The organism is Luteibacter sp. (assembly GCF_036500425.1).
GTDB lineage: Bacteria > Pseudomonadota > Gammaproteobacteria > Xanthomonadales > Rhodanobacteraceae > Luteibacter.
Genome location: NZ_DASYCB010000049.1, coordinates 26,823 through 48,991, shown reverse-complemented (window position 1 = coordinate 48,991; position 22,169 = coordinate 26,823). Strand labels below are relative to the sequence as shown.

20 protein-coding genes are annotated in these 22,169 nt (G+C 64.5%); 12 read left to right on the top strand and 8 right to left on the bottom strand.

Annotation, left to right across the window (positions count from 1 at the left end; all coding sequences use genetic code 11):
* The first annotated feature begins 175 nt into the window (after window positions 1-175).
* Entirely contained in the window at window positions 176-1,021 is an 846-nt protein-coding gene (asd, locus tag VGN46_RS12100) for an archaetidylserine decarboxylase (RefSeq protein WP_331643951.1), read from the top strand.
* Window positions 1,022-1,159: 138 nt separating this feature from the next.
* Entirely contained in the window at window positions 1,160-1,603 is a 444-nt protein-coding gene (locus tag VGN46_RS12095) for a hypothetical protein (protein ID WP_331643950.1), read from the top strand.
* A gap of 18 nt (window positions 1,604-1,621) precedes the next feature.
* On the opposite strand, the gene VGN46_RS12090 is transcribed toward VGN46_RS12095, so the two are convergent.
* Window positions 1,622-3,202 carry a lytic transglycosylase gene (locus tag VGN46_RS12090; RefSeq protein WP_331643966.1) on the bottom strand — a complete coding sequence of 527 codons (1,581 nt, stop codon included), beginning with the start codon at window positions 3,200-3,202 and terminating at the stop codon, window positions 1,622-1,624.
* 133 nt (window positions 3,203-3,335) lie between these two features.
* Between VGN46_RS12090 and VGN46_RS12085 the strand changes: the two genes are divergently transcribed.
* From VGN46_RS12085 to greB, 3 genes are read left to right on the top strand one after another with little or no spacing between them, the layout of a single operon-like run.
* Complete coding sequence (locus VGN46_RS12085; protein ID WP_331643949.1) at window positions 3,336-4,835, top strand: helicase HerA-like domain-containing protein; 1,500 nt, start codon at window positions 3,336-3,338, stop codon at window positions 4,833-4,835.
* A 2-nt stretch (window positions 4,836-4,837) separates the two neighbouring features.
* Window positions 4,838-6,106 (top strand): hypothetical protein, encoded by a 1,269-nt coding sequence (locus tag VGN46_RS12080; protein ID WP_331643947.1) that lies wholly within the window; start codon window positions 4,838-4,840, stop codon window positions 6,104-6,106.
* Window positions 6,103-6,603 (top strand): transcription elongation factor GreB, encoded by a 501-nt coding sequence (greB, locus tag VGN46_RS12075; RefSeq protein WP_331643946.1) that lies wholly within the window; start codon window positions 6,103-6,105, stop codon window positions 6,601-6,603. The genes VGN46_RS12080 and greB overlap by 4 nt, the downstream gene beginning before the upstream one ends.
* 85 nt (window positions 6,604-6,688) lie before the next feature.
* On the opposite strand, the gene VGN46_RS12070 is transcribed toward greB, so the two are convergent.
* A complete protein-coding gene (locus VGN46_RS12070; protein ID WP_331643944.1) occupies window positions 6,689-10,186 on the bottom strand; it encodes an ATP-binding protein in 3,498 nt (1,165 codons plus the stop codon).
* A 157-nt stretch (window positions 10,187-10,343) separates the two neighbouring features.
* Here VGN46_RS12070 and VGN46_RS12065 point away from each other — a divergent pair, with 157 nt between their 5' ends.
* Entirely contained in the window at window positions 10,344-10,979 is a 636-nt protein-coding gene (locus VGN46_RS12065) for a response regulator transcription factor (protein ID WP_331643943.1), read from the top strand.
* Here VGN46_RS12065 and VGN46_RS12060 read toward each other — a convergent pair.
* The 3 genes from VGN46_RS12060 to VGN46_RS12050 form a co-directional block, all read right to left on the bottom strand.
* Window positions 10,964-11,776: a DUF3025 domain-containing protein gene (locus VGN46_RS12060; RefSeq protein WP_331643942.1), complete on the bottom strand. Its 813-nt coding sequence runs from the start codon at window positions 11,774-11,776 to the stop codon at window positions 10,964-10,966. The genes VGN46_RS12065 and VGN46_RS12060 overlap by 16 nt on opposite strands.
* A 5-nt stretch (window positions 11,777-11,781) precedes the next feature.
* Complete coding sequence (gene rimO / locus VGN46_RS12055; protein ID WP_331643941.1) at window positions 11,782-13,104, bottom strand: 30S ribosomal protein S12 methylthiotransferase RimO; 1,323 nt, start codon at window positions 13,102-13,104, stop codon at window positions 11,782-11,784.
* A gap of 108 nt (window positions 13,105-13,212) precedes the next feature.
* The gene (locus tag VGN46_RS12050) at window positions 13,213-14,280 is read right to left on the bottom strand and encodes a serine hydrolase domain-containing protein (protein WP_331643940.1); all 1,068 of its coding nucleotides are present in this window, start codon (window positions 14,278-14,280) and stop codon (window positions 13,213-13,215) included.
* 142 nt (window positions 14,281-14,422) lie between these two features.
* Here VGN46_RS12050 and VGN46_RS12045 point away from each other — a divergent pair, with 142 nt between their 5' ends.
* Window positions 14,423-15,094 carry a dienelactone hydrolase family protein gene (locus VGN46_RS12045; protein ID WP_331643939.1) on the top strand — a complete coding sequence of 224 codons (672 nt, stop codon included), beginning with the start codon at window positions 14,423-14,425 and terminating at the stop codon, window positions 15,092-15,094.
* The gene (locus tag VGN46_RS12040; protein WP_331643938.1) at window positions 15,091-15,501 is read left to right on the top strand and encodes an HIT family protein; all 411 of its coding nucleotides are present in this window, start codon (window positions 15,091-15,093) and stop codon (window positions 15,499-15,501) included. Before VGN46_RS12045 ends, VGN46_RS12040 begins: the two co-directional genes overlap by 4 nt.
* Window positions 15,502-15,616: 115 nt before the next feature.
* Here the strand turns inward: VGN46_RS12040 and VGN46_RS12035 are convergent, their stop codons facing one another.
* The 3 genes from VGN46_RS12035 to apbC form a co-directional block, all read right to left on the bottom strand.
* Window positions 15,617-16,117 (bottom strand): hypothetical protein, encoded by a 501-nt coding sequence (locus VGN46_RS12035; protein WP_331643937.1) that lies wholly within the window; start codon window positions 16,115-16,117, stop codon window positions 15,617-15,619.
* An 86-nt stretch (window positions 16,118-16,203) separates the two neighbouring features.
* Window positions 16,204-16,770 (bottom strand): dCTP deaminase, encoded by a 567-nt coding sequence (gene dcd / locus VGN46_RS12030; RefSeq protein ID WP_331643936.1) that lies wholly within the window; start codon window positions 16,768-16,770, stop codon window positions 16,204-16,206.
* 59 nt (window positions 16,771-16,829) lie between these two features.
* A complete protein-coding gene (gene apbC, locus VGN46_RS12025) occupies window positions 16,830-17,915 on the bottom strand; it encodes an iron-sulfur cluster carrier protein ApbC (protein ID WP_331643935.1) in 1,086 nt (361 codons plus the stop codon).
* A 219-nt stretch (window positions 17,916-18,134) separates the two neighbouring features.
* Between apbC and VGN46_RS12020 the strand changes: the two genes are divergently transcribed.
* The 4 genes from VGN46_RS12020 to nth all read left to right on the top strand — a co-directional run bounded on the left by VGN46_RS12020 (window position 18,135) and on the right by nth (window position 22,103).
* Entirely contained in the window at window positions 18,135-18,581 is a 447-nt protein-coding gene (locus VGN46_RS12020) for a DUF2147 domain-containing protein (protein ID WP_331643934.1), read from the top strand.
* A 150-nt stretch (window positions 18,582-18,731) separates the two neighbouring features.
* Entirely contained in the window at window positions 18,732-20,837 is a 2,106-nt protein-coding gene (gene metG / locus VGN46_RS12015) for a methionine--tRNA ligase (RefSeq protein WP_331643933.1), read from the top strand.
* 25 nt (window positions 20,838-20,862) lie between these two features.
* Window positions 20,863-21,471 carry an RnfABCDGE type electron transport complex subunit B gene (locus VGN46_RS12010; protein WP_331643932.1) on the top strand — a complete coding sequence of 203 codons (609 nt, stop codon included), beginning with the start codon at window positions 20,863-20,865 and terminating at the stop codon, window positions 21,469-21,471.
* Window positions 21,468-22,103, top strand: a complete 636-nt coding sequence (gene nth / locus VGN46_RS12005) for an endonuclease III (protein WP_331643931.1) — start codon at window positions 21,468-21,470, stop codon at window positions 22,101-22,103. The genes VGN46_RS12010 and nth overlap by 4 nt, the downstream gene beginning before the upstream one ends.
* Window positions 22,104-22,169: the final 66 nt, after the last annotated feature.

The window sequence follows — 22,169 nt, the reverse complement described above, 5'->3', positions numbered from 1 at the left end:
CCCCGGGGCCTCCTGGCCCTTCCGTGCAGAGCGGCGGACCGCACGTTTTCGTGGCGGCTCGCCTCCGCAACCGTCTATAGGTGCGGCCAGATGAAGGAAATGTGCACGCGCCCCGTCGGCGAAGCCTGCCGCGGGGGTGCTGGTGCATCGGCGCCAGTCCCCTATACTCCCCGCGATGAAACCCAGTGTCCTGTTGCAGTACATCCTCCCGCACCGGTTCCTCTCCCGGATCGTCTACCAGGCGACCCGCTGGGAGTGGGCGCCGTGGAAGAATTTCCTGATCGAGACGATCGTGCGGAACTACAACGTGGACATGGGCCAGGCCGCACAGCCTGATCCGCTGGCCTACCCCCATTTCAATGCGTTTTTCACCCGCAAGTTGAAACCGGGTGCGCGCGCTGCCGATCCCGATCCGCAGGCGATCCTCTGCCCGGCTGATGGCCGCATCAGCCAATCGGGGCGGATCCGCGATGGGCGTATCTTCCAGGCCAAGGGCCAGGAGTACACGGCCGCCGAATTGCTGGGCAGCGAAGAGGCCGCCGTGCCCTTCCGCAACGGCAGCTTCGCGACGATCTATCTCTCGCCACGCGACTACCACCGCGTGCACATGCCGCTCGAAGGCGAACTCACCGGCACCACGCACGTGCCCGGCCGCATTTTCAGCGTGGCGCCGTTCGCGGTGGAAGCCATTCCGCGCCTGTTCGCACGAAACGAGCGCCTGGTGTGCAGCTTCGAAGGCGCACATGGTCCGTTCGTGTCGGTGATGGTCGGCGCGATCCTCGTATCGAGCGTCGCCACGGTATGGGATGGCCTCGCCATTCCGCCCTACGCGTCGGACATCATCCGTACCGACTGCCGCAGCCGCGGGCTGAAGCTCGAACGGTTTGCCGAAATGGCCCGTTTCAACATGGGCTCTACCGTAATTCTACTGCTTCCCGAAGGGTACGAATTCGACAATCTCCAACCGCAACAACAAGTTGTCGTCGGACAGCGCCTGGGACAGTGGGCTGGTAGCGTCTAAAAGCGGTTGACCATACGCGTCACATTGTGACGAAAACGTCTTACATTTGACGTACCAGCACGGTATGCTTCGACCCTCGGACGCCATGGGGCAAAGGGTTGGCGTCCAGACACGCAGTGCCGTATAGGGGAAGCCGTCATGCGTCTGGTTACACATCTCATTGCCGTAAACCGCGAAATCCGCCTTCGCCGCCAACTGGCGGATATCGAGCGCGTGGTGCTCGCCCTGCCCGTCCGCACCCATGCGGATCTGCAGCAACTGGTTCGTCGTGAGATGGAACAGGCCGCCGCCTGCGATTTCCCCCACCTGTATGGCACGCCGCCGGAAGAGCGTTACAGCACGTATGGTCACGGCCCTGACCTGGGCCTGGGCAAGGCCCGCTCGGACAACCCGCTGATCGCCACCCGTGGCGTGGCATTGTGGATCGCGGCCGTGTACCACGAGACCCTGGATTCGCGTCGCCCCGGCATGGAAGAACTGCACCGCCAGGTGCTGCGCCTGATGCGCCAGATCAAAGAGCTTTCCGCCCCGGATCGTCGTGACTTCGGCGCCGAGTGGATGGAGCCTTCGGCGCTCGCCTGATCCTGATTCTGCCGCGACCTAGCGGCAGACCGGCACCTTGAGCGACTGCCCCACCCTGAGGGCATGGGTCTTCAGCCCATTTATCTTTGCGATGTCTTCCACATCGGCACAGCTGCTCTTACGCGCGATGCTCACCAGGGTATCGCCCTTGCGTACCGTGTAGCTCTTCGCACCCCCCGACGATTTCGAGGATGACGACGAACCGCTGCCGTACTGGTACTGCGGGCCCGGACCGTTCGGCCCGTTGGCGCCACCGTTGGCCAGCGCAGCCGAGGTAGCGGCCGGTGGCGGCGGGGCAACGATCTTCACCGCGCTATGCAGGTCACTGGCGAGGATCGGCCAGGGGCCGGTGGTGCAACTGGCCATGTATGCCCTTTCGAGCTGCTTGGGTACGTCGAGTCGTGTGCCAGCCGGTTGGCTCACCTGCGGATCGAGGCGCGGGTTGAGGTTGCGCAGCGTGCGGAACCAGCCCTCGGGCATATCGTCGGAGGAGCCCAGGCACACGGTCAGTTCGGTCAGCGACGCGGAGCGGGTCAGCGTGATCTGCCCCGCCACGCCATCGACCTTTGGCCATTTCAGGTGGTAGCTATCGGGGTGCAGGAACAGCCACGCGGCGGCGAGCACCATCGGCACATAGTCGCGCGTTTCCGCGGACATCTGGCTATAGATCGATGGATCGTAGAAGCCGGCACCGGGGCTGCTGGCCGCGATGCGGCGCATGCGCCCTTCACCACCGTTGTAGGCGGCAAGGGTCATCTCGAGATTGTTATTGAACGCGCCAAGCTGTTCGTTGATGTACTCGGCGTTGGCCTGGGCGGCAAGCATGGGGTCGAAGCGCTGGTCGAAGCCGCCATCGCTGGACAGGCCGAAACGCAGGCCCGTGGCATACATGAACTGCAGCGGGCCGGAGGCACCCGAGCGCGACACGGCGTGGACCTTGCCACCCGACTCCTTGGCCATGATGCCGAACAACAGCGCCTCGGGCAGGTCACCCTTCTGATAGGCCGGCCACATCTTGTAGCGCATCATCTGGTAATTGACGTACGCATCCATCAGGTTCGGGCGCAGCTGGGTCAGCCACATCTCCAGCGCGGCCTTCACCGGGCCGTTCATCACCATCATGTCGGAGAATTTCTGGCCCTTCAGCAGCGTGACGCTGCGCTGGGCTTCCGGGAGCGAACCGAGCGCGACGGATCCGGCCGCATCACCTGGCTGCTCGCCCACCTCGGCGGTCTGCTCGGTGTCATCCGAATCCTCGCCTTCGATGAAGCTGCCGTCCTTCAGGCGGAGCAGCCGGTCGAACACCGCGGCGAAACGCTGCGGATCGCAGCCAGGGGTCAGGCCGCAACGGGCCGAGGCATCCTTCAATTGATCCAGCGCCTGCTTGCGGGTCGTCGCCGCCTGCTGGGTATCGCCACGACGGGCCTGGTCGATCGCCGCCTCGTACCCCTTGCTCGCCTGGTTCATCCGGTCGTACAACGCATTCACTTCCGGCGTGGCCTTGCCACCCTTGCCGGGGCGGGGCGAACCGCCGGAAGCGCAACCCGCGAGGATCGCCAGGGGCAGCAGGAGAAGGGCGTAACGTGCGCGCAGCGGCATGCGTGGGACCAGGTCAGACAATGCCGGCAACGTTACGCTGTAACCCTACGTGACTCAAGCCGCTGAGCGGAAAAATCGCCGTAGTGGCGCATCCTTGCGTAGACTTGTTCAGGACATTCTTAAGGAACGGACCATGCCAGCCATCCTCATCGGACGCAACGACACCACGGCCGTCGAACTGGACTCCCGCTACGGCAACCGCCACGGCATGATCGCCGGGGCCACCGGCACCGGGAAGTCCGTCACCCTCATGCTGCTGGCGGAAGGCTTTTCACGCCTGGGCGTGCCCTGCTTCCTCGCCGATGCGAAGGGTGACCTCGCCGGACTGTCGCAGCCTGCCGGCGCGCCATCGGACAAACTGAAAGACCGCCTGGCAAAACTTGGCCTGAGCAGTTGGGCGCCCCAGGCGAGCCCGGTGGTGTTCTGGGATATCTACGGCAAGCTCGGACACCCCGTACGGGCGACCGTCTCGGAGATGGGCCCGACCCTCCTGTCACGCATCCTGGAACTTAACGACACCCAGGAAGGCGTGCTCGAGGTGATCTTCCGCGTCGCCGATGACGAGGGCCTGTTGCTGCTCGACCTGGCCGACCTGCGTTCGATGCTCGGCTTCGCCTCGGAGCACGCGAAGGACATCTCGGCGAAGTACGGCCTGATCAGCGCGCAGAGCGTGGCCGCCATCCAGCGCGCCCTGCTGAAGCTGGAACAGGACGGTGCCGATCATTTCTTCGGCGAACCGGCACTCGAACTCAGCGACCTGATGCGCCAGGACATGAATGGCCGCGGCGTTATCAACGTGCTCGCCGCCGATACGCTTATTTTGAAGCCACGGCTGTATTCCACCTTCCTGCTCTGGCTGCTTTCGGAACTCTTCGAACAACTGCCCGAAGTCGGTGATCTCGATGTGCCGAAGATCGCGTTCTTCTTCGACGAGGCGCACCTGCTGTTCGATGATGCGCCGCCTGCCCTGCGCCAGCGCGTGGAACAAGTGGTGCGCTTGATCCGCTCGAAGGGCGTGGGCGTGTATTTCTGCTCGCAGAACCCGGATGACGTGCCGGGCGAGATCCTCGGTCAGTTAGGCAACCGTGTGCAGCACGCGCTGCGCGCGTATACGCCACGCGACCAGAAGGCGGTGAAAGCAGCGGCCGAAACCTTCGCGAAGAATCCCGCGCTCGATGTGGTGGAAACCATCGGCACGCTGGGTACAGGTGAAGCGCTGGCTTCCACGCTGGGCGAAGGTGGCGTACCGTCACCGGTACAGAAAGTGCTCGTTGCCACCCCGCGCTGCCGCATTGGCGCTATTACCGCCGAGGAGCGCACGACGGTCCGCTCCCGTTCGCCGGTGGGTGCGAAGTACGACAATGCGGTGAACCGCGAGTCCGCCGAGGAAATGCTCGCCGCGCGCGCGACGGCGAAGAACGCCGACGATGCACCCCCGGTACGGAGCGCCGACAAGGGTGAGGACGAAGGCAATGGCTGGGGTGGTGCCGTGCGCGATGCCGTGTTCGGTACCAAGCGTCGCCAGGGCATGCTGGAAACCATGGCCAAATCGATGGTGCGCACGGCTGGCTCGCGTGCCGGCCAGCAGATCGTGCGCGGCATCCTTGGCAGCATCTTCGGCGGGAAACGCTGACCATGCCGAGGGTCGCACTGGCCGATGCGTCGACCCCGTTCTTCCGGCGTATCGTCAGCGGATTCCGCTATCCGATGCGCGGGTCGGCGATCGTCACCATCCTGGGTGTCACGGCGCTCGACCTGCTCGCCTTCTTTCCGATCGCGATACTGCGTTTGCTGGTGATCGGCGTGGGCTGGATCGCGCTCTACCGGTATGCGTTCGCATGCCTTCGCCACACGGCTGATGGCTTCGACGATCCGCCGGAGCTGGCCATGCACTCGGAGGGCGACGCGACCAAGGCGCTCATCCTCATCCAGATGTTCGGCAACGCGATGATGTTCCTCGTGCCGTGGCTGCTCGAGATGCCGGGGTTGCAGCTGCCGCTCGCCGTTGCGATGGCTTTCGTCCTCCCCGTGGTCACGATGTCGCTGACCTTTGACGGTGCGGGAACGGCCTTGAATCCACTGACCTGGGTGGCCGTGATCGGCCGCATCGGCGTCGACTATTTCAAGCTGTTCGGTGTCACCCTGGTCGCCAGCCTGTTACAGGCCAGCGCGCAATACGCGATGCAACAGCGCGGCCCGGTCTTCCTCGCCACCGCCGCGTATTACGGCATGGCGAACTATCTGGCGATCTATACGTTTCACCTGATGGGCGCGTTGATCCATCACCATCACGAACGGCTCGGCTATCGCCCGGAATCCGATGCCCTGGTCGAAGCGAGGTATCCTGACGACGACAATGCGCTGCTTGCGCACGTTAACGAGATCGCCCGCGACGATATCCCGGGCGCGACCGATATCCTCACCGAACGCCTGCGTGAAGGCCTTGCGCCCGCATCCATGCACACCCGCTACCGGCAACTGCTGCGCGCGCAGGAGCGCCTGCCCGAGCTGCTGGTGCATGGCCAGATCTGGATCGCGGCGCTGGTCGTCGGTGGCGAAACCCGCCGCGCGCTTGGCGTGGTGCAGGATTGTCTGGGTGTCGACCCCGGGTTCGTGCCGGACGCGCCCATCACCTGCGGCCCGCTGGCCGATACCGCGGCGCACGGCGGCATGCCGCGCCTCGCGCTACAGCTGGCCTTGGGTTACCTGCGCCTGTGGCCCGGGGATATGGGTGCGCCGAGCTACGGCCTGCTCGCCGTACGCATGCATTTTCAGTTGGAGGAGCGTGAGCAGGCGGCGACGCTGGCGCGATCGCTGTTGCATGCTTACCCCGGCCACCCCGTTTCGCAGGACCTGATGGATATGCTGGACATGCTCGACCCTTCCCGCCCGGTGACCCCATGAGCCGTTGGCGCCCACCTTCGCCATCGTCCACGGCCATCATCACGCGTGATGGCTTCGAACGACTGAAGGCCGAGCTCGACCACCTATGGCATACGGTGCGGCCGGAGGTCGTAAAGGCACTCGCCGCCGCCGCGGCCGAAGGGGATCGCTCGGAGAACGCGGAATATATCTACCGCAAGAAGCAGCTCGGCGAAATCGACCGCCGGGCGCGTTACCTGAGCAAGCGGATTCCCGTGCTGAAGGTGGTCGAAGCGGCGCCCTCGCAGGCTGATGCGGTGTTTTTCGGCGCGGTTATCGAACTGGAGCATGTAGAGACCGGGGACACGGTTCGCTACCGGATCGTCGGTCCCGACGAGACCGATGCGAAGCTGGGGTGGATCAGCATCGACTCGCCGCTGGCCCGCGCCGTGCTGAAAAAGCGTGTGGATGATGAGTTCGAGGCCGTACTCCCCGCCGGGCCGACCCGCTTCGCCGTGCTGTCGGTTGAGTATGTGTAGGAGCGCGCTTGCGCGCGACATCTTTCGCGAAAGAGCAACAGGGCCTGCTGCGTTGAGGCGAAAGATGTCGCGCGCAAGCGCGCTCCTACAGGGGGAGTTTCGCCAGGATCTTGGTGAACGCTTCGACGTCCGCGGCAAATTTGCGGACCGCGTCGACATCCAGCGCACCACCTTCTCGCAACGCCAGCTCCAGTGCCTCGCCTTCGCTAGCCACCGCCGACTCGCCGTAAACATTCACCCCGCCCAGCACGTGATGGATCCATCCGGCGATGGTGTTGGCATCGCCGCTGGCGATCACCTCGTCGAAACGCGCCAGCGCCCCGCGTGTGGCGTCGATGCCAGCCTGGATCACCGTGGCGACGTTAGCCTCGGAGCCAAACGCACGGCGCATGCGTTCCATGTCGATCGGTGCTGGCACGGATGGCGAGGCGGGCACGCCGGGAAATTCGGTGGCCGCCACCCCCAGCCAGCGCGCGACCGTCTCATGGAAGAGCTCGAGGCGAATGGGTTTGCGCAGAAGATCATCCATCCCCGCCGCCGTGCAGCGCTCACGCTGGTCCGCGCGCGCATCCGCCGTCATCGCCACGATCGGCAAGTGGCGCCCCGTGCCCTGCTCACGCCGGCGCACTTCGCGAGCCACCTCATACCCATCTACCTTCGGCATGTGGCAATCGACGAGTAACAGGTCGTAATCCGCCACCGCGAGTGCGGCAAGCGCCGCCTCGCCGTCGTCTACCATCTCGCAGCCAAGCCCGTGCATGCCGAGTTGCGCACGGACCAGTTGCTGGTTCACCGGATGATCTTCTGCGACGAGGATACGCACCGCGGCCACGGGCTGCGATGCCTGCGGCATGGCCGCCGCCGGGGAAGACGAAGCCACCGCGAGCGGATCCCCGATCGGTAACTCCACGGTGGCGGTCACGACCGTGCCCTTGCCCGGCTCGCTCTGGATCACGATGTGGCCGCCCATGCGCTCGATCAGGCGGCGCGAGATACTCAGGCCCAACCCCGTCCCGCCGAAGCGTCGCGTCGTCGACGATTCCGCCTGGCTGAAGGGCGCGAAAACATGGCGCAACTTCGCCGCATGGATCCCGATACCGGTGTCGCTCACCACGAAGCGGATGCGCTGCCTGCCGGCGTGTTCCTGGTCGACGTGCACGCCCACGCTGACGTAGCCCGCGGCGGTGAACTTGATCGCGTTCCCCACCAGGTTCAACAAGACCTGGCGAAGGCGGCCATCATCCACGAGTACCACCGGTGCGAGTGCATCATCGATGCGGACCTCGATGGCCAGCCCCTTGGCCTGCGCTTGCGCCGCCATGATCGCTACCGCATCGTCAACGAGCGCGCGCGGATCGGTGGGGCGTGGATCCAGCGCGAGGTGGCCCGCCTCGATCTTCGAGAAATCGAGCACATCATCAAGGATGTGCATGAGCGCCTCAGCCGAGTGTTCGATCGTGGCGACCATGCGCCTCTGCTCGCCATCCAGCGACGTGCGTTCGAGAACGTCGAGCAAGCCGATCACGCCATTCATCGGCGTGCGGATTTCATGGCTGATGGTGGCAAGGAAATCGCTCTTCGCGCGCGTCGCCGCTTCGGCCTCGTCTCGTGCCTTGGCCATGCCACGCGAGGCCAGTTCCTGCGCGGTCACGTCCACCCAGTAGCCATTCCAGCGTACGTTGCCATCAGCCGCCGCCAGCGGCACGGCATCGGAGCTGAGGTAACGCACGCGCTCGCCGACCTGCGCGCGCACGGTGACGTGCAACGGCGTGGTATCGCGGGCCGAGCGCTCAAAGGCATCGCGCAAGGCATCGCGATCCTCGGGCGCCACCGGCGCAGGAAGACCATCGCGATCGCCACCGCCGAGCAACTCGCCTGGTTCCATGCCAAGCAGGGTCTGCGGATCGCCACCGACGTAGGCCATGCTGTACTGCCCGTCGGGATCGCGCACGGCTTCATACACCACCGCCGGCACGTGCGCCGTGACTTCCGCGAGCCGACGCTCAGTCCGCTCTCTCCGGCGGGTTTCACGCCGCAGGTTGAGGTAGGCATAGCTGATGGCGATAAGCGAGGCCAGCAGCACGGCCACGAAGGGCAGGACGCGACTTGCGATCTCGCGCCAGGTCGGGCCCACCACATAGTGCGAGGCGAACCAGGTATTGCGGATTTCCTGCTGGCGATGCGTGGGAAGATTCACCAGGACGCGGTTGATGAGCGGCAACAACGGCGCCAGCTCACGGCGCACGCCGATCGAGATAGCCTCGCTATCGCCCGTGGGCGCAGCCACTTTCAGCTGGCCCAGGAAGTGCTCGCGAATAAGGTAATCGACCGAGGCGAGATTGCCGACAAACGCATCGCCCTCGCCCGCCGCCAGCCGGCGCAGGCCATCCTCTTCGGTACCCACCGGCACCACGGTCAGGCCCGGGATGCGCGCGAGCAGGCGGCGGATGGGTTCACGCGTCGTGTTGCCAAGCACGAGCTTGCCAGAGAGGTCGTCGCGCCCGGCGATCACCGGCGCGCCCTCGCGGGTGACGATCATGATGGGGAAATCGAGGTAGGAGGTACTCGGCTCCAGGTAGGGCCAGGTGGCGCTCTGCGGATTGATCGCGGCGACCAGGTCCACCTCACCACGCTTGACGCTCGCCACCGTCCCCGCCCAGTTCTCGCTGGGCACCTGGGTGAGGCGCAGGCCGAGTTCGGCGGCGATCTCACGTACGTAGTCCAGGGCCAGGCCTTCCGCCTGGCCCTGGCCGGTAATCAGGCTGAAGGGGGCATAGCTCGGATCCACGCCAAGGCGCAGGGGCGGCAGGTCGTGTAGCCAGGCCTTTTCACGCTCGCTGAGCGGGATGGCGAACTGGCGCGGCCGCGGTGCGATGTCACGTCCCACCCACGGTGCGCGGAGGCGACCATGGTCGGCGGCACTCAGCTCGGACAGCGCGTGGTCGATCGCGCGCCCCAGCGGCGCCTCTGTGCTCGGCACAGCGAACGCCAGCGCGCTGATCGGCAAGGCCAGCGGATCGCCGATGTGCAGCTCATGCTCCATGCCCAGACGGGCGACGAACTCGCGTGCCGAATACGGGTTATCGATGTACGCGCTGACCTCGCCCATGCGTACCCGCTGCAAGGCCTCGGCCGTGGAACCGACCTCCACCAGGGTGGTGTCGGGCAGTTCACGGCGAAGGGCAGCCATGTCGAAGTAGCCCGCGTGGACGGCCAGGCGCTTGCCCGCCAGTTCGCTGGTGCGGTGAATAATCGGAGCGTCGTTCCGCTGGACCAGGGACGGCAGGGATTCGAAGTAGGTCGCGCCGACCCGAATACCCGGCATACCCAGCTCCAGCGGGGTCACGCTGGTGGCCACATCAATCTCACCACGCGCGAGAGCGGCGAGCAGCTGCGGCCAGGTGGCGAACACCTTGGTCTGGAACGTGACCCCGAGCTCGCCTGCCACCTCATGCAGGTAATCCGGCCCCAGGCCCTCCAGCTGGCCGTCCTTCAGCTCTTCGAACGGCGGGTAACCCTCGCGGTAGGCACCGACCGTGAGGACCGGATGGTGGCGTAACCACTCGGCGTCTTCCTTGCTCAAGGGCAGGTCAGGAGCCGCGTAGGCGATCCCTGACAGCACAAGTAGCATTAACGGCAACAGATATCGGGTCACTAGGCGGGCTTCGTCAGGGGGGCCATCGTGGGCATAATCGTCCTGAACCCTATGGCGTCGCTAGGTAAGAAGGAGAAATACACACATGCCACTGAAAGTCATTCTGGCAGACGATCACCCGCTCGTACTCGTGGGCGGCGCTCTGGCGCTGGAAAACGCCCATCTGGACGTGGTCGGTAAGGCCAAGGCAGCCGATGAGCTTCTCGCCATGCTGGCGGAGCGTCCCTGCGATGTCGTGATTACGGATTTTCTCATGCCGAGTGACCGGGAGGACGACGGATTCGCCCTGCTGGACACGCTCGCCAAGATGTATCCTGATCTCGCGATCATCGTGCTGACCATGGTCAACCGGCCCGCCGCCCTACAGTCCATGCTCAAGCACGGTGCCCGCGGCATCGTCGATAAACGCGCCCCCATGGACGAGCTGGCAGTCGCCGCCAAGGCGGTGCACGACGGCGAAACCTACCTCAGCGAAACCCTGCTCGACATCCTCAACGAGGCGGACGATACGTCGGTCGCGATGCCCGGCGCGACGCTCTCTGCGCGCGAGAAAGAGGTCATCAAGGCCTTCGTCAGCGGCCAGTCGTTGCAGCAGATCGCCGATCGCGAAGGCAAGTCGGTCAAAACCATCAGCCGGCAGAAGCGCGACGCGATGCGCAAGCTCGGCGTGGACCACGACACCCTGCTAGGCGATTACGTCCGCGATCACGGGCTCGCCTGATCGGGTGAGGCGACAAGGGCGGCTGGGTAGAGCCGCCCCGCCCTCACCGGCTGGAAGCACGGCGCCGTCGTGTAGAACGATTCGTCCGCGGTATCCGCGTGCCAGCCCGGCACGCCTGACACCGGCAAGGGCCGGAGTTCCTGCGGGTCATTGAGGACATCGCCACGGGCGATGGCTTCCGCGCAGGTCGCGGCGGCATCCGCCCCACCGATCACCACCAGCGCCTTGCCGACGAGCAGCTTTTCGGGTGTGAGCGCGTGCTCGAGCAAGGCATGCCCGAACACCTCCGCGCGCGCGTCGCCACGCAACCACGCCTCCCGATGCGTCCAGAACAGCGCATGCCAGTCGTGTCGGTCCCATGCCGCCAGCATCGCGGTATCGGGCAAGGTGACAATGATGCCCGCTTCGTCGAAATGGGTGAGCGCACACTGTGGGCGCGATCGTTCGCGCGGACCCATGCGTGCGATTTCGGCGACCTGGCGGGCATTGAGCGCGCGCTTCAACGCGGGGTAACGCAGCCATACAAACGCGTTGAACAAGTCATGCCAGTTGGCAGGCCGGGTCGCTATAGAACCGTTCGCGATGCGCTGTTCGTAATGCAAGCCATCGTCGAGCAGCGCCTTGTCTTGCGCCACGAAACGCAGGTCACTGTCGTCCGGCAGCAGCGCATTCAGCCCGGTGGCTTCCGGCCACGCCTCACCTTCGATCAGGGGCGCGAACCCCGCCCAGTGCGACAACGGCGGCGACGCCAGCACGCGGCGATCAAAGACCTCGCGTGCGGGCGCCACGTGACGCATGGTGCTTAGGCCAGGCGGCCGTACAGGTCGTGCGCGTCGGCTTCTTCGACCAGCACGTCGACAAACTGACCCGGCTTCAGCAACTGGCCATCGTCGATGCGAACGGCACCGTCGATTTCCGGCGCATCGGCGCTCGAACGTCCCCATGCGCCGTCGGCGTCGATCTCGTCGATCAGCACCTTGATCGTCTTGCCGACCTTGCGCTGCAGCTTCGCGGCCGAGATCTCGGCCTGCACCGCCATGAACTGCTCCAGGCGATCTTCCTTCAACTCTTCGTCGATCTGGCCCGGCAAGTCGTTGGCCTTCGCACCATCGACCGGTGAGTAAGCGAATGCGCCGACGCGGTCGAGCTCCGCTTCACGCAGGAAGTCGAGCAGTTCGTTGAACTCGGCGTCGGTCTCGCCGGGGAAGCCAACGATAAACGTGCTGCGGATCGTGAGGTCCGGCACCTGGCGACGCCAGTTCTGCACGCGCTCCAGCGTCTTGTCGACGTTGCCGGGGCGCTTCATCAGCTTGAGGATGCGCGGGCTGGCGTGCTGGAACGGGATATCGAGGTACGGGAGGATCTTGCCATCCGCCATCAGCGGCATGATTTCGTCCACATGCGGGTACGGGTAGACGTAGTGCAGACGAGTCCACACGCCCAGTTCCGAAAGGCCTTCGCATAGCTCGGTCATGCGGGTGCGGTACGACTTGCCACGCCATTCGTGCGCGGCGTAGCGGGTATCCACGCCGTAGGCGCTGGTGTCCTGCGAGATCACCAGCAGTTCCTTCACGCCGCCCTTCACCAGCTTTTCCGCTTCCATCAACACCTGGTCGACGGGGCGGCTGACGAGGTCGCCGCGCATCGACGGGATGATGCAGAAGCTGCAACGGTGATTGCAGCCCTCGGAAATCTTCAGGTACGCGTAATGCTTCGGCGTGAGCTTTACGCCGATGTCGGGCACCAGGTCGAGGAACTTGTTGCGCGCCGGCGGCAGTGCCGAGTGCACCGCGCTCATGACCGAGGCGTAATCCTGCGGGCCGGAGATCGCGAGCACATCGGGGTAGCTTTCGCGAATCAGCTCCTGGCGCTTGCCAAGGCAGCCGGTCACGATGACCTTGCCGTTCTCGTGCAGGGCTTCACCGATCGCATCGAGCGATTCCTGCACGGCGGAATCGATGAAGCCGCAGGTATTCACCACCACGGCATCGGCCTCGCCGTAGCTGGGCACGATCTCGTAGCCCTCAACCTTGAGCTGGGTGAGGATGCGTTCGGAATCGACCAGAGCTTTAGGACAGCCAAGGCTGACAAAGCCGATCTTCTGGGTCTGGGCGGCCTGGGACATTGCCTTGGGTACCGGGGATAGGAAGCCGATCATTATACCGGCTATTTCGAGCCCGGAATTTTACCCAGCCTTAATTATCTCCCATCATCAAAACTGCCGGCTGCGCTATCAGCGCGGCACAGCGAGCACCTGCACCGAGTCGACCAGGGTCCCCGACCACACATCGTCACGATTGCCGTTGGTCAGGTAGACGATGACGTAGTGGTCATCGAGGTTGGCGCCGTACAGGATGCGGACGCGAACCTTGGTGCCACCATCGTGGCCCAGCTCGTGCCAGCGCCCTGCTTCGCCGTAGTCCCAGCCGGAGGCAAAGCCGCCCTGGTTACCGTTCGGAAACTGATAGAGATGCCAGTGTTTCAGTAGCGCGGCTTTCGGAACGAGCTTCCCATCGGCGATGGCTGACATAAAGGTAGCCATGTCCTCCAGCGTGGAAACGATGCAGCCTTGGGCGATGGCGTAATCGGGCCAGTTCACTGGCGGATCGATAACGGCACGCCCATTCTCCGCGTGGTAACTCTCGACCATACCGGCGGGCGGGTGGGAGATATCCAGCGACGTATGATGCAAGCCCAGTGGATGGATGATCCGTTCTTCAACCAGCGCCCGATATGGCATGTGCGTCACACTCTGCAGCACCGCCTCAAGCACGAGATAGTTCGTCCCCGAATAACGTGTCTGCACGTTGGGTGCCGAGGTGACGGGCATTTTGCTTACAGCGGCAAAGGCGGCCTCGAGTGTCGGCGGGAATGGCCGGTCCAGATGCTGTGGATCAAAGAAGTTCGGCAAGCCGCTTACGTGGTTCATGAACTGCTCGATGCGAAGGGAGCGCCAGGCATCGGGGAGGTTCGGGACGTAACGCGAGGCGGGTGCGGTCAGGTCGATCTTGCCCTCTTCCGCGAGCTGCAGCACCAGCGTGTTGGTGAATAACTTGCTTACCGAGTAAATGGGGAATGGCGTTTCTCGCGCAACCCGCTTTCCGCCGCCCATGACCGTCGTCCCCGTGGTCCCCTCGTAGATAAGTTCATCATTGTGGGTCACGCGCACCGCCTGGGCCGGAATGCCGTGGCCCAGGGCATTGGCCTTGAGCTGCGCGTCAAGGGCATCCTGCAGCTCGTTTGCATGCACCGGCCCAACGGCCGCGAGCCAAACGCCGACGACGACAAGCCATGTCTTCATATATCCACCCTGATAGTCAGGGGCGTAAGCATGCCATAGGCATCAGGCATCTATCGCACGGCGGATCGCCGCATGCTCACCCCCACAGGACGGCAGGCCGGGTAAGCTCCGCAGATCACTCTTACGCACCTGGAGATTTTCCATGGGTCGCACATTGATCCTCGATACGTCCCGTCCGCACGAAAGCATGGATGCCTACCTGGCTGAGCCCTTGGGCACGCCGCGGGGCGGCATCGTCGTCATCCAGGAAATCTTTGGCGTGAACGCGCATATCCGCAGCGTGGCGGAGCGCTTTGCGGCCGAGGGCTACGTGGCCATTGCGCCAGCACTGTTCGATCCCGTCGAAAAGGGCGTGGAAACCGGCTACGACCAGGAGGGCATGACCAAGGGTGTGAAGATGGTCGCCGAGCTGGGCCTGCTCCGGCCGCAGCAGGATGTTGCGATCGCCGCGTCGTGGCTGGCCGATGCCTACAAGGTGAAGGTGGGCACGGTCGGTTATTGCTGGGGCGGCACGGTGGCCATGCTGGCGGCGTTGCGCCTTGGCCTGCCCTCCTCCAGCTACTACGGCTCGCGCAACGTGCCGTTCCTGACCGAGCCGGCGAAGGCGAACGTCATCTTCCACTTCGGCGAGCGCGATCACTCGATACCGCCGGAGATGGTCGAGAAGCACCGCGAGCTGAAGCCGGAGATGGATACCTGGGTTTACCCGGCCGACCATGGCTTCAACTGCGACGCGCGCGGCAGCTACGACGAGCCGAGCGCAACGCTGGCGTGGGAACGCACGCTCGCCTTCTTCGCCCGCGAGCTCGCATGAGCGCAGCGTTCGAACTCGATGCGCGGCTTGCCGGCGATACCGTGGTCGTCGGCGACTTGCCGCTGTGCCGCGTGTTGTTGATGCGGGACAGCCGGTTTGCGTGGCTTGTGTTGGTGCCGCGGCAGGCGGGCTTGGTGGAAGTGTCGGATCTTCCCGACGCCGACCGGGCAGCGCTGTGGCGCGAGGTGGACCAGGCCAGCGCGGCCCTGCGTGCGATAGCGCCGTGCGACAAGCTCAATATCGGTGCGCTGGGCAATATCGTGCGGCAGTTGCATGTGCACGTGGTGGCGCGGGTGGAGGGTGATGCGGCGTGGCCGGGGCCGGTTTGGGGCTCGGGGAAGGCTGAGGCTTATGCGGATATTGAGGGATTGGCCAGTCGTGTGCGTGGCGCGCTGTTGATAGGTTGATCGCGCGCAAGCGCGCTCCTACAGGGTCTGCGCAGGTCTGGTGTAGGAGCGCGCTTGCGCGCGATTCGCCGAGCGCTACAGACGAAAAAAAGCCGGCTTGCGCCGGCTTTTTTTGTTACTGCTGGGTCTGCGGATCGTATGCGCCGCTGGAGGCTTCCTTACCCTTCATGCGGTCAGGCAGGTCGGCCTTGTGCGGGGTATCTTCCAGCTGGCGGGCTTCGCTTTCCACGGCGTTCAGGCGGACCAGCTCGCCCTTCTTGTCGTAGTACACGGCAAAGCCGTAATCCAGCGCCATGCGGGCCATGAAGCCCAGATGGTTATCGCGGATCTTCGAATCGTCGCTGGGCAGCAGGAGCACGGTCTTCGGCAGCTTGCCCGTGTCCTTCATATAGGCGAAATGGCTGCCTGCGTCCGCGGCGGAGAGCACGGCGCCATCCAGGGTCTGGAACTGGCCGCTCTTGAACGCCTTCAGGGTGTAATCGAACTTGCCCTGCTCGGCACTGGTGGCGATCACGTCGTTCTTCGACGCGCCACGGTGGCAGCCGGCGAGCACCAGCATGCTGGCGAGGAACAGCGCGCCGGCAATGCGGGCCATCAGGGTGGGTACTCGGGTCATGCGTGTCTCCGTGGATCGTTGGTACGGGCGGAAAAGGCGAGTCTACCGCGCCCGGGTGTCGGGCGCGGATGCGACCGTGAAGGCGTTCAGGTGCTTGGCAGGGTCACGCCGCGCTGGCCCTGGTACTTGCCGCCGCGATCGGCGTACGAGACCTCGCAGACCTCGTCCGATTCCAGGAACAGCATCTGAGCCACGCCTTCGTTGGCGTAGATTTTTGCGGGCAGCGGCGTGGTGTTCGAGAACTCCAGCGTCACGTGGCCTTCCCACTCGGGCTCGAGCGGGGTCACGTTCACGATGATGCCGCAGCGGGCATAGGTGCTCTTGCCGAGGCAGATGGTGAGCACGTTACGCGGGATGCGGAAGTACTCAACCGTGCGCGCCAGGGCGAACGAATTGGGCGGAATGATGCACACATCGGACTTCACGTCGACGAAGCTGCCCTTATCAAAGGCCTTCGGGTCGACGATGGTCGAGTTGATGTTGGTGAACACCTTGAACTCGTCGGCGCAACGGACATCGTAGCCGTAGCTGGATGTGCCGTAGGACACCAGGCGGTGGCCGTCGCGCTCCCTGACCTGGCCACGGGCATATGGCTCGATCATGCCGTGTTCCTCGGCCATGCGGCGGATCCACTTGTCGGACTTGATGCTCACTTACGGTCTCCCTCGTTGAAGCAGGAAAGGTATCGGAACGGCGACTAAGGCGCCACCGATCAGGTGTTCTGGATAACGATCTTCGGGAACGAGATCGCCTTGTTTCTGGCCTGGAGCGACAGCTTTGCCGCAGCACCGCGGGCGATCGCCCGGTAGCGCGCCGCCAGGTCGGAATCCGGCATGGCCACGACCGTGGGCGTGCCCTCGTCGGCCTGCTGGCGGATACGGATGTCCAGCGGCAGCTCGCCGAGGAAGGCGATACCGGCCTCCTCCGCCATGCGGGCACCGCCACCGTGGCCGAAGATGTGCTCCTCGTGGCCGCAGTTCGTACAGACATGGGTCGCCATGTTCTCGATGACGCCGAGGACCGGCACCTCCACCTTGCGGAACATGCCCAGCGCCTTCCGTGCATCCAGCAGCGCGATGTCCTGCGGCGTGGTGACGATCACCGCGCCGGAGACCGGGACCTTCTGCGATAGGGTGAGCTGGATATCGCCCGTGCCGGGCGGCAGGTCGATGATCAGGTAGTCGAGCTCTTCCCAACGGGTGTCGTTCAGCAGCTGCATCAAAGCCTGGGTGACCATGGGGCCACGCCAGATCATCGGCGTGTCCTCCTCAATGAGTACACCGATGGACATGGCCTGCAGGCCATGCGCACGCATCGGCTCGATGCTCTTCCCATCCGGTGAGACTGGCTTGCCGGAGAGCCCGAGCATGCGCTGCTGGCTGGGCCCGTAGATATCCGCATCGAGCAGGCCGACCTTGGCGCCTTCGGCCACCAGGGCCAGGGCCAGGTTGACCGAAACGGTGGACTTGCCGACGCCGCCCTTACCCGAGGCTACGGCGATGATGTTCTTCACGCCCGGCATCGGGGCCAGTTGGCCCTGCACCTTGTGGGGATGGATGCGCCAGGTCACCGAGACAGCGGCCGCGGCGATGCCCGGCTCCGCCTCCAGCGCCGCCCTGGCGTCCGCTGCGGCCTGGGCGACATAGCCCTCCGCCGGGTAGCCCAGCTGGATATCGACCGAGACACGGTCGCCATCGACGCCCACGGCGCGTATGGCGGCACCAAGCGGCTGCCCGGAATAGGGGTCGATGACGCGGTCAAGTACGCCGCGTACGAGGGTTTCGCTGGCCTGGGACATGGGGAAATGAGGAAAACCTAAGATGAAGCAATTATGGCACGCCGAGCCGCAGCCGCCCCTGTAGTAGCGCGCTTGCGCGCGATCGGCCTTGCCGCGAGCCCCTGTCGCGCGCAAGCGCGCTCCTACAAAAAGCCGGGGTGGCGCGTTGCAGCTTGACGTGCCGGGGCGGCTTTCGTCAGTCTCCGGCCGTACCTGACCGTATGGGGAGCCAACCAGCCTATGAAGCACCTGATCCGTACCGCCGCCGCCCTCGTCTTCGCGACGGCCGCCCTCCCCGCCCTTGCCGCCACCGATACCCCGGTCGGCAAGTGGAAGACCATCGACGACAAGACCCACGAGACCAAGTCGATCGTCGAGATCACCGAACACAATGGCTTGCTCGAGGGCAAGGTGCTGGAAGTGCTCAAGTCCGACAAGGGCCCGCACCCGATCTGCGATGAGTGCTCCGGCGATCGCAAGAACAAGCCCATCGAAGGCATGACCATCATGTGGGGCCTGAAGAAGGACGGCGACGAGTGGTCCGGCGGCCAGATCCTGGATCCGGCCAAGGGCAAGATCTACAAGGTCACCCTGAAGCTGGAAGACGGCGGCAAGAAGCTGGACGTCCACGGCTACATCGGCTTCTCGCTGATCGGTCGCAGCCAGGAATGGGTTCGCGCCGAGTAAGCCGCCCGGCCGATCGCGCGCAAGCGCGCTCCTACAGGGCTGCGGTTGTAGGAGCGTGCTTGCACGCGATAGCTTCGGCAGGGCCCGGCCCCGCTGCACCGCAGCGCAGGCATGCCATAATCCCCGGTCCTACAGCCGACCGTGCAAATCATGGCCCGCCGCATCCTCGTCACCAACGCCCTCCCCTACGCTAACGGCCCGCTTCACCTTGGCCACATGCTCGGCTATATCGAAGCCGATGTCTGGGCGCGTGCGCAGCGAATGCAGGGCAACGAGGTCTGGTATGTGGCAGGCGAAGATGCCCACGGCACGCCGATCATGCTGGCCGCCGAAAAGGTCGGGAAGACCCCCGAGGATTACATCGCGGGCATTCGCGCCAGCCATGAAGCGGACTTCACCGATTTCCACTTCAGCTACGACCAGTACCACACCACGCATTCACCGGAGAACCAGGAGATCGCCACCGCGATCTACCTGAAGCTGCGCGAGGGCGGCTATATCGCCCGCCGCGACATCCAGCAGCTATACGACCCGACCCGCGACATGTTCCTGCCGGATCGCTACATCAAAGGCACCTGCCCGGTGTGCGGTACACCGGACCAGTACGGTGACAACTGCGAGAACTGCGGAGCCACCTATGCGCCGACCGAGCTGATCAACCCGTACTCGGTGATGTCCGGCGCCACGCCGGAACTGCGCGATTCGGAACACTACTTCTTCGAGCTCAGCAAGTTCGATCGACTCCTGCGCGACTGGTTCGCCGGCAAGTACACCGGCGGAAACCCCACGGCAGATAGCAGCGTCGTCGCGAAGCTCGGCGAGTGGATTGAAGGCGGCCTGCGCGATTGGGATATTTCCCGCGACGCACCCTACTTCGGCTTCCCGATCCCCGATGCACCCGGCAAGTTCTTCTACGTGTGGCTGGATGCACCGGTTGGTTATCTCGCCTCGTTCAAGGCCCTGTGTGAGCGTAAGGGCCTGGTCTTCAATGATTTCCTCGGCAAGGACAGCACGGCCGAGATGCACCACTTCATCGGCAAGGACATCATCAATTTCCACGGCCTGTTCTGGCCAGCCATGCTGCACGGTGCTGGCCTGCGCGTGCCCACGGCGCTGCACACCAACGGCTACCTCACGGTCAACGGCGCGAAGATGTCGAAGTCGCGCGGCACCTTCATCCAGGCACGTACGTACCTGGATGCGGGCCTCGACCCGGAAGCGCTGCGCTACTACTTCGCCACGATGCTTGGCCCGACGCCGGTGGACGTCGACCTCGACCTGAAGTCGTTCGAGGATCGCGTGAACTCGCACCTGGTCGGCAAGTGGGCGAACATCGCCAGCCGTACCGCGGGCTTCATCCACACGCATTTCGCCGGCACGCTGGCCGATCGTTTCGACGATGAAGCCACCGCGCTGTGGCGTGACCTGCTTGCGCAGTACGAGGGCATCGAGGCCCTGTACGAGACCGATGAATACGCCGAAGTCACACGCCGCTTCGTCGCGATGTCGGATGTGGTGAATGGCTACATCGCCGCAAGGGCGCCGTGGGTCATCGCGAAAGACGAAGCACGTCGTGATGAATTGCAGCAGGTCTGCACCTTCGCATTGAACGCGTTCCGCCTGCTCTCCGGCCTGCTGAAACCGATCATCCCGGTGACCGTCGCCGCCGCCGAAGATTTCCTCGGTGCGCCGATCGACACCTTCGCCGATGCGCGCCGTGAACTGTTCGGCCACACCGTCAACGCCTTCACCCCGCTGTTCAACCGCCTCGATCCGAAGAAGATCGAAACGATGGTCGAATCGTCGAAAGAATCCCTTAGCCCCGCTGAGCAGGCCCGAGAGGCCGCGAAGGCGGATGCGAAGAAAACCAAGCCCAAAGAAGCTCCGAAAGCCATGACCGACGCCGCACCCGCTACCGAAACCACCACCATCTCGATCGACGATTTCGCCAAGCTCGATCTGCGTATCGGCAAGGTGCTCGCCTGTGAATTCGTGGAGGGTTCGGACAAGCTGCTGCGCTTCGAACTGGATGCCGGCCCGCTGGGCAAGCGCCAGATCTTCTCGGGTATCCGCGCCGCTTATGGCGAGCCGGAAACGCTGGTGGGCCGCAACGTCGTGTTCATCGCGAACCTCGCCCCGCGCAAGATGCGTTTTGGTCTCTCCGAGGGCATGATCCTCTCCGCCGGCGATGGCGGTGCGGATCTGTTCCTGCTGGATGCCGACCAGGGCGCGGCGCCGGGCGCCACCGTCCGCTAAACCTGCCTGCGGCTTTGCGCCAGCCATGACGCCAACGCTTGCCGACCGTATCGACGACCTGCTGCCGCAGACCCAGTGCGAGCAATGCGGGTTCCACGGCTGTCGCCCTTACGCCGACGCTATCGCCACGGGCGAGGCAGCGATCAATCGCTGCCCGCCAGGCGGGGCGTTGGGTATCGAGCGGCTGGCCGCCCTGCTAGGCGCACCGGTGCTGCCGCTGGATACGTCACGTGGCGTAGAGAAGCCCCGCACCGTCGCCCGTGTGATCGAAGCGGATTGCATCGGCTGCACCAAATGCATCCAGGCCTGCCCGGTCGATGCGATCCTCGGCGCCGCCAAGGTGATGCATAGCGTAGTCAGCGACCTGTGCACGGGTTGCGAACTCTGCGTGCCCGCATGCCCGGTCGATTGCATCACGCTGGATCCGATGCCGCTGGCCCAGGCCGACGACCGCGCGCACGCGGACGCAGCCCGCCAGCATTTCCAGCGCCGTGAGGCTCGGCTAGCCCACGACCGCGACGCGCGCGAACAACAGCTCGCCGGCAGCAAGCGTAATGTCGGTGCGCCTGCGGCGCGCAATGCCGTGCTGGAAGCCCTGGCACGTGCCAAAGCCAAGAAAAAGGACACGCCGTGAAGAAGGCCGACATCGTCGAGATGTTCACCCGCCTGCGCGAGCTGAACCCGCACCCGAAGACCGAGCTCGAATACACCACACCCTTTGAGCTTCTCTCCGCCGTCGCGCTCTCCGCCCAGGCCACCGATGTGGGCGTGAACAAGGCCACGCGCAAGCTGTTCCCCGTGGCGAACACGCCGCAGAAGATCCTGAAGCTCGGCCTGGAAAAGCTGAAGGGCTACATCAGCACGATCGGCCTGTACAACAACAAGGCTAAGAACCTCATCGCCATGAGCCAGATCCTCGTGGATCAATACGGCGGCGAAGTACCGCAATCGCGTGAAGCGTTGGAGTCGCTCCCCGGCGTGGGCCGAAAGACGGCCAATGTGGTGCTCAACACGGCCTTCGGGCAGCCGACGATCGCCGTGGATACGCACATCTTCCGTGTCGCTAACCGCACCGGTCTTGCACCAGGGCCGGATGTGCGCAAGGTGGAAGACAAGCTGGAAAAGGTCATCCCGAAAGAGTTCCTGCAGGATGCGCACCACTGGCTGATCCTGCACGGTCGCTACGTGTGTAAGGCACGCAAGCCGGAATGCCCGACCTGTGCGATCACCGACCTCTGCGCGTACAAGCAAAAAACCAAGGCGTAACGGAAACACCTTGCGGCCAACCGACGGTGTAGGAACGCGCTTGCGCGCGATGGGTGCTTGCGGCAA